Consider the following 12,859-nt stretch of genomic DNA (forward strand, 5'->3'; position numbering starts at 1 on the left):
CTAATACCCGCCGATGACCGGCAGCACCTCGCCGGTGATGTAGCTGGAGCAGCAGGGCGCGGCCAGGAAGACATAGGCCGGCGCGATCTCCTCAGGCTGGGCCGGGCGCTTCATCTTGGTCTGCTGTCCGAATTTCGCGACCTTGTCGGCGGTCTTGTCGGCCGGATTGAGCGGGGTCCAGACCGGACCGGGCGCCACCGCGTTCACCCGCACCCCACGCTTCAGCATGCTGCCGGAGAGCGAGCGGGTGAAGGCATGGATGCCGCCCTTGGTCATCGAATAGTCAAGCAGCTCCTGGCTACCGTCGATTCCAGTGATCGAACCGGTGTTGATGATCGCGCCGCCCTGGCGCAAATGCGGCGCCGCCGCCTTCGCCATGTGGAAATAGCCGTAGAGATTCGTCTTCAGGGTCTGGTCGAATTGCGCTTCGGAGAGCTCCTCGATGCCGGCGGTATGCTCCTGGAAAGCCGCATTGTTGACCAGAATGTCCAGGCCGCCGAGTTCTCGGACGGTGATCTCGACCGCATCCCGACAAAAGGCCGCGTCCTTGACGTCGCCGGGAACCAGGATGCAGCGCCGGCCCTCTTTCTCGACCGCGGCCTTGGTCTCCTTGGCGTCGCCGTGCTCGCTCAGGTAGACCACCGCCACGTCGGCACCTTCCCGGGCATAGAGGATCGCGACCGCCCGGCCGATGCCGGAATCGCCACCGGTGATCAGCGCGACCTTGTCCTCGAGCTTGCGCGAGCCGAGATAATGCGGCGCGTCGTACATCGGGCGCGGCTCCAGCGTCGCTTCGGTGCCGGGCTTGGCCTGGTGCTGTTCCGGAAAGGGCGGGACCGGATAGGACCGGGCGCCGGTCTGGGGCGCTTCCTCCTGCGATGGGTCTTCTCTCTTCTGCGCGTCCCGCGCGTCCGTCTTCGACTGGATTGCGCGCTGCTGGGCTGCGGTCTCCTCGGCCTCGCGGGAAGCCGTGCTGCGTTGTCTCATGCTCGTCTCCAACAATGAAAAAGGTCCGTTGCGAGGCCAACCCCCGCAACGAACCTTGGTTCACACCGGAACGCCCGATGGCTAGTCGAGCGCGCGTTTCGCCGACTGCGAGAAGTGGCGGCGTTTCGCCTCCTGCACGAAATGGCGCAAGCGGCCGCCCATGCCGCCGTCGGCCTCGTTGGAGCGGGCCATATCGCCGTTGGACTTCGATGCCAGCCCGATCGACTTCGGCTCCGGACGCGGCAGGCCCTCTTCCTCCGCCTCCCGCATCAGCTCCAGCTTGCGCGCCTTCATCTGGGCGCCGAGCGCGCTCATATCGACGCCCTTGCGCTTCGCTTCGGCGAAGACACCGGTCCGCGCCTTCTCCTCTTCCTTGACGTGGTGCTTGATGTATTCGGAGAGTACCTTGACCTTGGCGTCATACATCGGCGCGCCGGCGCCGGCTTCCATCAGGTCGTTGATCATGACCTTGGCGCCGTCATGCTCGACCTGCGCCTCGTCCATCTTGTCCTCTTCCACGTCCTCGCTGCGGCAAGCCGGGTAGAAGATCTCCTCCTCGAGCATGGTGTGGATGATCAGCTCGTTGCAGATCTGCTCGACCAGCTTTTCCTTGGCGCCGCCCTGCGCCTTCTCGGCCTTCTTGAACAGGCCCTCGACCTTGCGGTGGTCGGCCTTCAGCAAGGCGACCGCGTCCTGGCCGGCGCTGCGCCGCGAACGGGGCGCGGTAGTACGGGACTGCTTCCGGGCCGGAGTCTTCTTGGGTGATTTCATATCCTGCCTCGCTCATGTGCTGGGATTGTCCACGCGGCGGCATTCCGCCGCTTTCCTCACAGCGGTGTGATTCTTCAACCCATGCTGTGAATGCGGGTTCCGCCCATATCGCGCGCCGACGCGCGATTGCCGCAGAAGATTCATTGGATTTGCCTTGTTCGTCCGGGGCTCCAGTGGGAGCGTAGCGGGGTTGGCATCGGCTGCCTGGCGAAAGAGGTGTCGGATGTTGCAGTTCCTCGGCGAGACCGGCGTCTATCTCCCCCAGAAGGATGCGATCCGCATCACGGCGCTCACCGTCGGCGCGCATATCGGTTGCCTGGCGACGCGCTCGGCGCTCAGCGCCATCGGCTGCACCCGCCAGGACACGCCGCGCGACCTGGTCGACCGCTTCGAACAGAACCGCTTGCTGTTCGAGATCGCCGCCATGATCAAGTATCGCCGCTCGACCAACCCGAAGCTCTCGACCTTACTGATCAGCGGCGAGGACCTGAAGACCTTGGAGCCGGCGCCCCGGGACCGGCCCGCGGCTATTTCTCCGGCTTCGGCGGCAGCGCCGCGGAAAGTTCGGCGACGGCCGGCGCATCTCCGATGATCAGCGGCTGACGCCAGCGACGGATATCGCCGCCCGGGCCGGCGAAGACCTCGAGCGGTCGCCATTCGCCCTTCTCGATGGTGAGGACGTCGAGCCCTGCGGCGCGCACCAGCGCGAGGCCGCCGGCGACGTCCCAGACGTTCGGCGCCTCGAAGCGGCTGACCCGCAGCAGGCCGGCGGCCACGAAGGCGCATTCGATCGCCGCCGAGCCGGTCTTGCGGGTGTCCCACAAGAAGCCGAAATTCTTGCCGCCGCCGGGATCGCCCGCCAGCCGGCGCTGCACGCCGGGATTGACCTTGAGGTCGGTCGGCACCTCGTCGAAATGCAGGTCGCCGCCGACATGGCCGTGATAGACGCCGGCCCGCAACGCATGCGAGGCGGAGCACCAGACCGCGCCGACCACCGGCCGGCCGCGGTGAAGCACGCCGATCGAGGCCGCGAACAGCGGAAAGCCGTTGATGAAGTTCGCCGTCCCGTCAACCGGATCGACCGCCCAGACATATTCCGCATAAGGCCGGTCGCCGGGACGGTCATTGATCTCCTCGCCGATGATGTCGTGCTGCGGGAAGCGCTCGGCGATGCGCGCCCGAAGCAGCACCTCGACCCGGTGATCGACCTCCGAGACAGGGTCGCGGTAAGCACGCGCGTCGCCCTCCTGGCGCGCGACGTCGCTTTTGTACTTGACCGCCAGCATGCCGCCGAGAGCGGTCACGATCTCCGCCCCGGCGAGGCGCGCGATCTCAACCGCAGTGCGCTCGATCTGCGCCAGGCTGTGGTCGTCCGGCAGATCCAACAGCTGCCGCGCGGCTTCTCCCATCATCGCTTCTCCTTCTTTCCGGCGGCCGTGGCGGCGGCGTCGGCCTTGCCCTGCGGCGCCAGGATCTCCAGCTGACGCTCGGCGACCTCGATCGTCACCAGGTCGACGCGCTCGCGCTTGGCTTTCTCATCGGCCGCGTCGTTCTCCTCGACCTTCTTCTTATGGTCCTTCTTCTCGGCGCCCGGCGCCGTGGCTTGGCCCGGCATCAATGGGAACTTGTCGTCGATCCGGAGATCCATGCCGTTCCAGGCGATGGTGATCTTGGCGCCCGGCACGACCGCCACCGGCGGCGGCCCGACAACACCCTCGTCGAGACCGTCATGGATCAGCGCATCCAGCCATTCCAGCAGTGCCCCGCGGTGCTCGGTCGCGACATAGGCCACGTCCAGCAGCCTGTCGCCGGGATCGGCGTTGGGCGCCAGGCGCAGCCGCGGCCCGACTTGGCTGATGTTGAGGATCTCGATCAACACGACCTCGTCCTCGATCCGCGTGCCGTCTACGGTCACATAAAGTCGCTCCGGCTTGGCATGCTTGATCGCCTTGCGAAACGCAATCCGGCCCTGGCTGATGCGATGCTTGCGCCCCTTCGGCCCGCCTTTCCCCTTTGGTTTGGGCGTGGTCGCCTCGGCGAGCGAGCCGAGGCCGACGCCTTCGATGAAGCGCTGCTCGCCCCAATGCGCATGGGCGATTCCATGGGACAGCTTGCGGAGCGGCGTCTCGTTCCAGCGCGGGATCAGCGCCGCGGGCGGCTCGGTGATGCCGAGGGAGAGCGCGATGTTGTTCGCCGTGCCGATCGGAAGAATGGCGAGCGGCGCAGCCTGATCCGGCTTCGCCAGCAGGATCTTCGCGACCTTGGCGATGGTGCCGTCGCCGCCGGCCGCGACCACCAGGTCGCCTTGCTTGTCGAGTTTCGCTTCGAGGTCCGGCGCCTTGGAGTTCCGGTATTTCACGCGATAACCGGCTGCCTCGATCATCGCCGTCAGGTCTTCGAGTGACGGCTCGCGGATTCCCGCCGAAGCGTTGTGCACCAGGATTGCCTTAGGCGCCAAGGAAGCCCCCTTCTTTGCCCGATCAAGTCGCGCCGGATTAACGCGGGCGGGATGCCGGTGGCTCCCGCGCGCCGGGCTCGGACCCGCTCCGAATCCGCGAGACAGCGGAACGAGGCGTTCTGGACCACATTACCGTTCTGGCGGTTTGGGTCTGGGAAAGAGGTGGGTCATGGCGCTACAATTCATCGGGGACTACGGGATCTTCCTGCCGGGGCGCGACGCGGTGGGCTGTGCAGCGCTTGATCGCAACCGGCTGGTGCGCTGGTACACGACCCGCTCGGCGCTGGAAAAGCTGGGCGGCGATTCCAGCTCCGCCACTTCGATGGACCTGGTGGACCGCTTCGAGCGTCACCGCCGGCTGCTGGAACGGGCCGCGGATATCAAGTACCGCAAGGGCAAGATCGAGCGCGACGGATCGGTCCGCATCGAGCTCGACGATCTCGCCAGCGTCACCGGACGCTAGCGTAGAGTACCGCCAAGGGCAGAGTGTCCATGATCAGGCTGGCGTCGCTCTGCTTGCCGAGATGAATCTTCCTCGGACGCAGCAAATCCGTGGCTTCGGCCTCGGGCAGCGCGATCCGCGTATCCCGCCAGACCGTACCAACCGCCGTGTCGAGACCGGCGGTCAGGCGCGGCACTACGACAACCAGCGCTTCGCCGCTCAGGCGGCGCGCGAAGGCGATCAGATGATCCGCCCTCTCCCCTGAGACGACCAGCGGTTCATAGCTGCCCTCGGCGAACAGCGCGGCGTGACGCTGCCGGAACCCCAGCAATCGCGCAATCACCGCCTGTTTGATGCGTCCGTCGCGCCATTCCTTGAGCAACAAGGCCAAGTCGGCATCGTCGACGAGCGCATTTGCGCGCGCCGTGAAATCGACCGGTCGCCGGTTGTCGGGATCGACCAGGCTAAAATCCCAGAACTCCGTGCCCTGGTAGAGATCGGGCACGCCCGGCAGAGTCAGGCGCAAGACTGTTTGCGCCAGGCTGTTGCGAATGCCGGACGCCACGATCTTCGCGACAAAGGCCTCGGCCTCGGCCAGAAAGCCGAGCGTCGGATCGAAGAGATAGGCCAAGTAGCCTTTGCAGGCGCGCTCGAAGCTCTCGTTCGGGTTATCCCAGGCAGTGCGCTGCTTCGCCTCGCGCAAAGCCTTGACCAGCCAGGTCTCCAGGCGCTGGTGGAAAGCGCCGGCGTCGAAATCCGGCGGCCAGGCGCCGACGATCGTCTGCCAGATCATGAGCCCGACCGCGGGCTCCGGGGCGGGATACTGCCCCGACCAGCGGATCGCCAGCACCCGCCACTCCTCCGCCAGTTCGCTCAGCACCGCCAGCCGCGCGCGGTGATCCTCACCGCGCTTGGTATCATGCGTCGCCGTGGCCAGCATCGCCGCCGGAAGCGCCGCGCCGCGCGCCGCGGCCCGGGCGTGGAACTGCTCGACCGACAGCGCCAGCTCGCCGGGATCGGAACCCACCTCGTTGCGCGACAGCAGCCGGCTGTAGCGATAGAAGGCGGTGTCCTCGACCGCCTTGGCGGTGAGCGTCGCGGAAAGCTGTTCGAAACGATGCCGGACCGGTGCCTTCGGCAAGGCCCGGCAGATCTCGCTCAAGGCAGCGGCGGTCTCGGTGTTGAGCAGCGGTCGCGCCGTGTTCGCCGCGAACTCGAGCTCCAGCGCGTCCGCCGGATCGAACCCGGATTCCTCGCCGTAGGTGCGATAATGCCGCAACGCGGCGAGCAGCTCGTCCAGGGCCTTCGGCAGCGCCGCGTCGTCGGCCCGGAGCCGCATCGCCCGCAACGCCACAAGCAGACGATCCCGCTGCCGCGGAAACAATCGCCCGAGGATTTCCCGGCGCGCATCGGCCGCCACCGCCGCGAAAGATCGGCGGTCGCCGCTCAAGCTCTGCCACAAGCCGTTCAAGGCAGCCTCGCCCGCCGGGTCGTGCAGTACAGCCGAGGCCTGGTCCATGAAGTCGTAGCCGGAGGTGCCGTGAATCGGCCAATCCGCACCCAGCCGCTCGTCGGAATGCAGGATCTTCTCGATGACGAGATAGGCCTCGGGACCCAGGGCCGCGCGCAGCTTGCGGCAATAGGCGATCGGCGCGGCCAGCCCATCCACATGGTCGACCCGGACGCCGTCGATAATCCCCTGCTCCTTGAGATCCAGGATCAGCCGATGATAGTCAGTGAACACCGCCTCGCGATCCATCCGCAAGGCGACCAGCTGGTTGATGTCGAAGAAGCGCCGCCAGTTGATCCGCGTCGCCGCGTCACGCCAGAACGCGAGGAGATAATTCTGTTGCTTCAAGAGCGTTGGCAGATCCGCGCCGCCTGCGCTGCGCGGATCGACCGGGAAACGCTGATCGAAATAGCGGATCTCGCGCACGCCGCCGGCATCGACCAGCGTGATCTCGCCGCGCTCGAGGCAGGCCTCGAGCCGGTCGCCGAGGCAGGGCAGCAGGACCTTGCCGTGAACTTCCGGGTCGGAATCCTCCCATTCGATATCGAAGTGATCGGCATAACGGCTGGCGCGGCCCTCCCGCAGCACGTCCCACCACCAGGAATTCTCGGCGACGGCGGCCATGTGGTTGGGAACGATGTCGATGATCAGGCCCATTTCGTGGGCGCGCAGCGCTGCCGACAGGCAATCGAGACCGGCGCGGCCGCCGAGCTCCGGATTGATCATCCCCGGGTCGATCGTATCGTAGCCGTGCATCGATCCAGGCCGGGCGCTGAGGATCGGCGAGGCATAGACATGACTGATGCCGAGCCTGGCGAGATAGGGAACGACTTCGATCGCCGCTTCGAAGGGGAAATCCCGATGCAGCTGCAGCCGGCAGGTGGCGCGCGGAAAAGTCATGGCTTCCCGCGCCCCATCGAACGACTGGCGGCGAGCCGGCGGAGCCGTGCCGCCACCTGCTTCTGCCGGCAGATCGCGCCGGCCTCGACCAGGATGCGGCGCCGCCAGTTGGGATGCTCGGTAACCGTGCCGGGCAGGTTGGGCTGCTCCTTGCGGCCGAGCGCGTCTTCCAGCGGCAGCACCACCAGATCACAGGCGGTTAAGCCCAGGTAATCGATTGCACCGGCCAGCACCTGGCTGACGTCATGCGTGCGGGGTTGCACGCCGGTTGCGACGCCGGCCTTGAGGAACGCGCTCCAGAGCTGCGCGCGGTCGCGCCTCCGTTCCGTCGCCGCCCGGGCGGCTCCGTCGCGCTTGGCGAACAGCTTCAGCCTCTTGCGCCAAACGATATCCTTGCCGAGCCACCAGCCCGCGACCGTCGGCAGATCGTGGGTGGTCGTCATGCCGACGGCGCGCTTGCGCCATTTCTGCGGCGGCAGGAAACCCTGTCCCTGGCGCTCGAACCACAAGACCTGCATGCCCTTGATGCCGTAGCCGTCGAGCGCCTCGCGAAATCCATCCGGCACAGTGCCGAGATCCTCGCCCAGCACCACGGCGCCCGCGCGATGCGCCTCCAGCGCGGTGAGGCGCAGCAGATCGGTCAGCGGATAGCGGATATAGGCGCCGTCCCGGGCATCGGCCCCGTTCGGCACCACCCAGAGCCGGCGCAGCCCCAGCACGTGATCGATCCGGATCCCGCCGGAATCGGCCAAGGCGCTGCGCAGCAACTGGACGAAGGCCGCGTATCCCGTCGCCGCCAATGCGGCGGGCGAGAAGGTGGTGACGCCCCAGTTCTGGCCCAGCGTGTTGAACGCATCCGGCGGCGCGCCGATCGAGGCGCCGCTCAGCATGCGGCCCTGATTGCTCCAGGCTTCGCTGCCCCCGCCATCCGCGCCGACCGCGATGTCCTTGATGATGCCGCGCGCCATCCGGCCGTCGCGCGCCGCCGCCTCAGCCGCGCTCTTGAATTGCCGCGCCGCCAGCCATTGCAGGAAGAGATGGAACTCCACGGCCTCGCGATTCTGCCCCGCAAAGCGCCGCACCGCGGCGCTGTCGGGGTCGCGAAGCTCGGCGGGCCAGTTGCCCCAGTTCCAGAGCGCGCGGTCGCGGCCGAAGAAATGCGCATGCAGAGCCTCGAAGGTCGCATGCGCCATGAGCGCGGCACCGCCCGCCTTCCGGAATGCCGCGAGGCTGCGGGCCGAAGGATGCCCGCCTTCGAAGCAGCCGGCCCCGCGCGCCGCGTCGAACAGGCCGCGCAATGCCTTCAGCTTGGCGCGCGACGCTTCCGGCCAGGCGATCAGGGCGTCACCGCCGGCGCCCTGGCGCGGCGCCAGCTTCGGCGGCTTCAGGTCGAGCAGGGCGGCGGCCTCACCGACGTCGATATGCACGGCGTTCATCCAGAGGCGGCTGGACGGCGAATAGGGGCTGAAGCGCCAGGGATCGGCGGAGAATTGGGCGTGCAGCGGGCTGACCGCGACGGCGCTCGCCCCTGCCTCGGCACTGCCGCGCATGAAGTCGCGTAGTGCGCCATAGGTGCCGATCCCGCCGTCGCCCTTGCGATAGAGCGCATAGAGCTGCACCGATAATCCCCAGCCGCGCGGCTCGCCGCGGCCTTGCTGGCGCGCCGGCGCCACGGCGAGGGTGAAGCGACGCTTGCCCTTGCGGATGAGGTGATAGCCCGGCGCCTCCGGCGCGCGCGCTTTCACCGAAAGTCCCGGCACCGTGTAGGTGGCGCCCGCCTCCGCGGTGACCAGGGGCACCGCGGTGGATCTCGCCTCGCCGCCGAGAACCTCCAGGAGCGCCCGCAAGGTCTCATGCCCGACCGCGCGAGTCTTGCCATGGACGTCCTGCCACTCGGTCAGGATGCCGGCCGCCCTCGCCGCCTTGCGCAGTTGTGCGTCGGTCTTCACGAGGCCTCGCCGAGGATCGCCAGGAAGCACCGGCCGCCGAGACCGATGCAATCGCCCTTGCAATGGGAGAAGAGATGCCGGCCCGGCACCGGCGGCAGCGTGATCGGCTCCGGCCCGAAATTGGCCGCCAGGGTCAGCCGCGTTCCATCGCCCAGGATCCAGCGCGCCTGCAACGCGCGCGGGGTGAGCGCTTGCGCGGATTCGGCACGCGTGCCCCTGAGCCGCGGCGTGATCGCCTCCTGACGCAGCGCGATCAGGCGTTGCACATAATCCTGCCAGTCGCGCGACCATTCGTCCGTGGCGGCGAGGCTCGGGCAGCTCTGCCGGAAAGTCTCTGGCCGGCTCGGATCCGGGATTCGGCGCTGGGCCTCCTCGGTCGCAAATTCGGGGAACTTGCCGAATTCCCTGCGCCGGCCCTGCTTCACCGCCTCGGCCAGGTCGCCTTCATAGTCGGCGAAGAAGAGGAAGGGTTCCCGCGCGCCGAACTCCTCGCCCATGAAGAGAAGCGGCACCTGCGGGCTGAGCAGCAGCAGCGCCATCCCGACCTTCAGCGCATCGGGATCGGCGATCGCCGCGAGCCGATCGCCGAGGGCGCGGTTGCCGACCTGGTCGTGGTTCTGCAGAAAGAAGACGAAACGGTCGGGCGCCAGATGCCCGCTCGGCGTGCCGCGAGGCGCATGGTCGCGATAAGCCGAAGTCTCCCCCTGGAAAGCGAAGCCCTGTTCCAGACAGCGGGCCAGCGCCGCCCCGGGATTCTCTGCGTAGTCGCTATAGTAGCCGCCGCTCTCGCCGGTGATCAGCACATGCGCTGCGTGATGCGCGTCGTCGTTCCACTGTGCGGTAAAGGCGGTCTCCAGCAACGGCGCATCGTTGTTGTCATTCTCCAGCACGAGGTGGACATGGCGGTCGGTGATCGTCCGCTTCACCGTCTCCGCCAGCTCCAACAGCCAGTCGCGGTCGGGAATGGCATGGACCGCGTCGAGCCGCAGCCCGTCGAAGCGGTACTCCTCCAGCCAGTAGAGCGCGTTCTCGATGAAGAAGCGCCGCACCACCGGGTGCTTGAAATCGATCGCGGCACCCCAGGGCGTGTGGATGTCGTCGCGAAAGAACCCCGATGCGTAGGCGTGCAGATAATTCCCCTCCGGGCCGAAGTGGTTGTAGACCACGTCCTGGAACATCATCAGCTCGAGATCATGGGCGCGGTCGACCAGCGCCTTCAGGTCGTCGGGCGTGCCATAGGCGGTGTCCGGCGCGAAATGCAGCACGCCGTCATAGCCCCAGTTGCGCCGCCCGAAGAAATCCGCGATCGGCATCAGCTCGACCGCGGTGATGCCGAGATCCTTCAGCCGCGGCAAATGCGTCGCGACGCCCCTGAAGCCGCCGAGCACGCCGGGATGCAATTCGTACAGGACCGCCTCATGCCAAGGCCTGCCGCGCCATTGCGCGTTGCGCCAGACATAGGCATCGGGATCGACAACGATGCTGGGGCCGTGCACGTCGTCGGCCTGGGCGCGCGATGCCGGGTCCGGCACCGCGAGGTCGGGCGAGACCCGATAGCGATAGCGCGTCCCAGCGCCGCAATCGACCTCCAGCCGATGCCAGCCGTCCGGCTCGGCGCGCATGAGCTGCGCAATGTCGTCGCCGATCTCGAGGCCGACCGAGGCAGCATCCGGCGCCCAGAGCTGGAAACGCGTCCGGTGGGGTGCGATCAAGGTGGCGCCGTGGGAGAGTTTGGTCATGCGCCGTTCTGCTGGCCGATCAGCAGTACCACGGCATGGCGCGGGACCTGGACCGCATCGGATTCCAGCCCTCCCGGCAGACGGTTGGGATCGCTGCTGTCGAGCGCCAGCGCCCAATGCAGGTTGTTTGTCGGCGGCACGCGAAACTCGCGGTCTTCGACCGAGCCGTTCAGCATCATCAGCGTGGCTTCGATCGTCCCGCCGTTGATCAACCCCGCGCGCCGCACGGAAAGCAGGCGTCTTTCCGGATCCTGCCAATGCCGGGGCTCCATCGCCGTGCCGTCCTCGTTGAACCACTCGATGTCCTGCAGATTGGGCGCGATCTCGTTGCGGCCGTGCAGGAAACGATCCGCCCGCAGGGTCGGGTGATTGCGCCGGAGGGCGGCCAGCCGCGCGACATAGCGCTCGAGGTCCCGGCTGTCGGGCTCGGCGGCCGTCGCCCAGTCGATCCAGGAGGTCTCGTTGTCCTGGGCATAGGCGTTGTTGTTGCCGCCCTGCGTGCGACCGAGCTCGTCACCGGCCAGCAGCATCGGCGTGCCGAGCGAGCAGAACAGAGTCGCCAGCATCGCGCGCTTGACCCGGCCGCGCTTGACCCGGATCGCCAGGTCGTCGCTCGGACCCTCGACGCCCCAGTTGCTGCTGAAGTTCTCATTATGGCCGTCACGGTTGTCCTCGCCGTTCGCCTCGTTGTGCTTCTCCTGGTAGCGCGTCAGGTCTTCCAGCGTGAAGCCGTCATGCGAGGCGACGTAGTTGATCGAGGCGAAGGGCCGGCGCTTGTGGTGGTCGAACAGGTCGCCCGACCCGGCCAGCCGGGTCGCCAGCTCCGGACACTGATGCGGGTCGCCGCGCCAGAACCGGCGCAGGCTGTCCCGATACTTGTCGTTCCACTCGGCAAAGCCCGGCGGGTGGTTGCCGAGTTGATAGCCGCCGGGTCCGAGATCCCAGGGTTCGGAGATCAACTTCACCCTGGAGATCGCCGGGTCCTGTCGGATCACGTCGAAGAATCCAGAAGTTGGATCGAACCCGTCCTGCTCGCGCCCGAGATTGGCCCCGAGATCGAAGCGGAATCCGTCGATGTGGAAGGTGTCGATCCAGTAGCGCATGGAATCCATCACCATCTGCAACACGCGCGGATGCGAGAGGTTCACGCTGTTGCCGGTCCCGGTGTCATTGATGTAATGCCGGGCATCGCCCGGGACGAGCCGGTAGTAGCTGGCATTGTCGAGGCCGCGGAACGAAAGCGTCGGCCCGGTTTCGTCCGATTCGCAGGTGTGGTTGTAGACCACGTCCAGCAGCACCTCGATCCCGGCCGCATGCAGTCGCCGCACCGCGGTCTGCAGCTCCGCCAGCGAGCCGTCGGAGAGGAAGCCCGGCTGTGGTGCGAAGAAGCCGAGCGTGTTGTAGCCCCAGTAGTTGGCGAGGTGTTTCTTTACCAGGAAATGGTCGTCGATCGAGGCGTGGATCGGCATGAGCTCCACGGCGGTCACGCCGAGCTTCACCATCCGGTCGATCGACCGCGCGTCGGCCAGGGCGGCGAAAGTGCCGCGCTCCGCCATCGGCAGGTCTTCGCGCCGCATCGAATAGCCGCGCACGTGCAGTTCGTAGATGACGGTCTGCGGCCAGGGCGTCGCCGGCTTCCGGTCTTCGCCCCAGTTGAAGCTGGCATCGGTGACCGCCGCCTTCGGCACGGCCGCGGCGCTGTCGCGGCGATCCTGCGAGAGGTCGCCCTTGGCGCTGCCCAGCCGGTAGCCATAGAGCACGTCGGACCACTTCAATTCGCCCAGCAGCCTCTTGGCATAGGGGTCGAGCAGCAGCTTGTGGGGGTTGAAGCGATGCCCGTGCTTCGGCTCGTAGGGCCCATGGGCGCGATAGCCGTAGGCCAGGCCCGGCTTGGCGTCGGGGAGGTAGCCGTGCCAGACCTCGTCGGTGCATTCCGGCAAGGTCAGTCGCGCCAGCTGCCGGCGCCCGCTGGGATCGAACAGGCAGAGATCGATGCGGTCGGCATTGGCCGAGAAGACGGCGAAGTTGACCCCGAGCCCGTCCCAGGTCGCACCCAGGGGATCGGGCCGGCCCGGCTCCAGCCGATCTGGGAAGCGCGACATC

Annotated in this window: 10 protein-coding genes; 2 read left to right on the plus strand and 8 right to left on the minus strand. The window is 67.3% G+C overall.

The window, feature by feature from the left end; translation table 11 throughout:
* Both ACYQ4T_RS13670 and ACYQ4T_RS13675 read right to left on the minus strand, forming a co-directional pair.
* Nucleotides 1-987, minus strand: a complete 987-nt coding sequence (locus tag ACYQ4T_RS13670; RefSeq protein WP_459854937.1) for an SDR family oxidoreductase — start codon at nucleotides 985-987, stop codon at nucleotides 1-3.
* Nucleotides 988-1,068: 81 nt separating this feature from the next.
* The gene (locus ACYQ4T_RS13675) at nucleotides 1,069-1,758 is read right to left on the minus strand and encodes a hemerythrin domain-containing protein (protein WP_459854939.1); all 690 of its coding nucleotides are present in this window, start codon (nucleotides 1,756-1,758) and stop codon (nucleotides 1,069-1,071) included.
* Between the two features lie 223 nt (nucleotides 1,759-1,981).
* Between ACYQ4T_RS13675 and ACYQ4T_RS13680 the strand changes: the two genes are divergently transcribed.
* Nucleotides 1,982-2,350: a DUF1488 family protein gene (locus ACYQ4T_RS13680; protein ID WP_459854942.1), complete on the plus strand. Its 369-nt coding sequence runs from the start codon at nucleotides 1,982-1,984 to the stop codon at nucleotides 2,348-2,350.
* On the opposite strand, the gene ACYQ4T_RS13685 is transcribed toward ACYQ4T_RS13680, so the two are convergent.
* Together ACYQ4T_RS13685 and ACYQ4T_RS13690 are read right to left on the minus strand one after the other, a co-directional pair.
* Nucleotides 2,286-3,170: an inositol monophosphatase family protein gene (locus ACYQ4T_RS13685; RefSeq protein ID WP_459854944.1), complete on the minus strand. Its 885-nt coding sequence runs from the start codon at nucleotides 3,168-3,170 to the stop codon at nucleotides 2,286-2,288. The genes ACYQ4T_RS13680 and ACYQ4T_RS13685 overlap by 65 nt on opposite strands.
* Nucleotides 3,167-4,216, minus strand: coding sequence for a diacylglycerol/lipid kinase family protein (locus ACYQ4T_RS13690; RefSeq protein ID WP_459854947.1), 1,050 nt, complete (start codon nucleotides 4,214-4,216; stop codon nucleotides 3,167-3,169). Before ACYQ4T_RS13690 ends, ACYQ4T_RS13685 begins: the two co-directional genes overlap by 4 nt.
* Nucleotides 4,217-4,385: 169 nt before the next feature.
* On the opposite strand from ACYQ4T_RS13690, the gene ACYQ4T_RS13695 reads away from it, so the two are divergent.
* On the plus strand, nucleotides 4,386-4,679 hold the full coding sequence (locus tag ACYQ4T_RS13695; protein WP_459854949.1) for a DUF1488 family protein: 294 nt from the start codon (nucleotides 4,386-4,388) through the stop codon (nucleotides 4,677-4,679).
* Here ACYQ4T_RS13695 and treY read toward each other — a convergent pair.
* Genes treY through glgX form a run of 4 tightly spaced genes read right to left on the minus strand, consistent with a single transcriptional unit; the run spans nucleotide 4,666 to nucleotide 12,858 of the window.
* On the minus strand, nucleotides 4,666-7,068 hold the full coding sequence (treY, locus tag ACYQ4T_RS13700; RefSeq protein ID WP_459854952.1) for a malto-oligosyltrehalose synthase: 2,403 nt from the start codon (nucleotides 7,066-7,068) through the stop codon (nucleotides 4,666-4,668). The genes ACYQ4T_RS13695 and treY overlap by 14 nt on opposite strands.
* Nucleotides 7,065-9,017, minus strand: a complete 1,953-nt coding sequence (gene malQ, locus ACYQ4T_RS13705; protein ID WP_459854955.1) for a 4-alpha-glucanotransferase — start codon at nucleotides 9,015-9,017, stop codon at nucleotides 7,065-7,067. The genes treY and malQ overlap by 4 nt, the downstream gene beginning before the upstream one ends.
* Nucleotides 9,014-10,756, minus strand: coding sequence for a malto-oligosyltrehalose trehalohydrolase (gene treZ / locus ACYQ4T_RS13710; protein WP_459854957.1), 1,743 nt, complete (start codon nucleotides 10,754-10,756; stop codon nucleotides 9,014-9,016). Before treZ ends, malQ begins: the two co-directional genes overlap by 4 nt.
* Nucleotides 10,753-12,858: a glycogen debranching protein GlgX gene (glgX, locus tag ACYQ4T_RS13715; protein ID WP_459854959.1), complete on the minus strand. Its 2,106-nt coding sequence runs from the start codon at nucleotides 12,856-12,858 to the stop codon at nucleotides 10,753-10,755. The genes treZ and glgX overlap by 4 nt, the downstream gene beginning before the upstream one ends.
* Between the last annotated feature and the right edge of the window lies 1 nt (nucleotide 12,859).

The sequence above is a fragment of the Dongia sp. agr-C8 genome (genome assembly GCF_054658695.1).

Coding starts and splice junctions, on each gene's coding strand:
- ACYQ4T_RS13670 (WP_459854937.1), bottom strand. CDS start 987: ATGAGACAACGCAGCACGGCTTCCCGCGAGGCCGAGGAGACCGCAGCC.
- ACYQ4T_RS13675 (WP_459854939.1), bottom strand. CDS start 1,758: ATGAAATCACCCAAGAAGACTCCGGCCCGGAAGCAGTCCCGTACTACC.
- ACYQ4T_RS13680 (WP_459854942.1), top strand. CDS start 1,982: ATGTTGCAGTTCCTCGGCGAGACCGGCGTCTATCTCCCCCAGAAGGAT.
- ACYQ4T_RS13685 (WP_459854944.1), bottom strand. CDS start 3,170: ATGATGGGAGAAGCCGCGCGGCAGCTGTTGGATCTGCCGGACGACCAC.
- ACYQ4T_RS13695 (WP_459854949.1), top strand. CDS start 4,386: ATGGCGCTACAATTCATCGGGGACTACGGGATCTTCCTGCCGGGGCGC.
- treY (WP_459854952.1), bottom strand. CDS start 7,068: ATGACTTTTCCGCGCGCCACCTGCCGGCTGCAGCTGCATCGGGATTTC.
- treZ (WP_459854957.1), bottom strand. CDS start 10,756: ATGACCAAACTCTCCCACGGCGCCACCTTGATCGCACCCCACCGGACG.
- glgX (WP_459854959.1), bottom strand. CDS start 12,858: ATGTCGCGCTTCCCAGATCGGCTGGAGCCGGGCCGGCCCGATCCCCTG.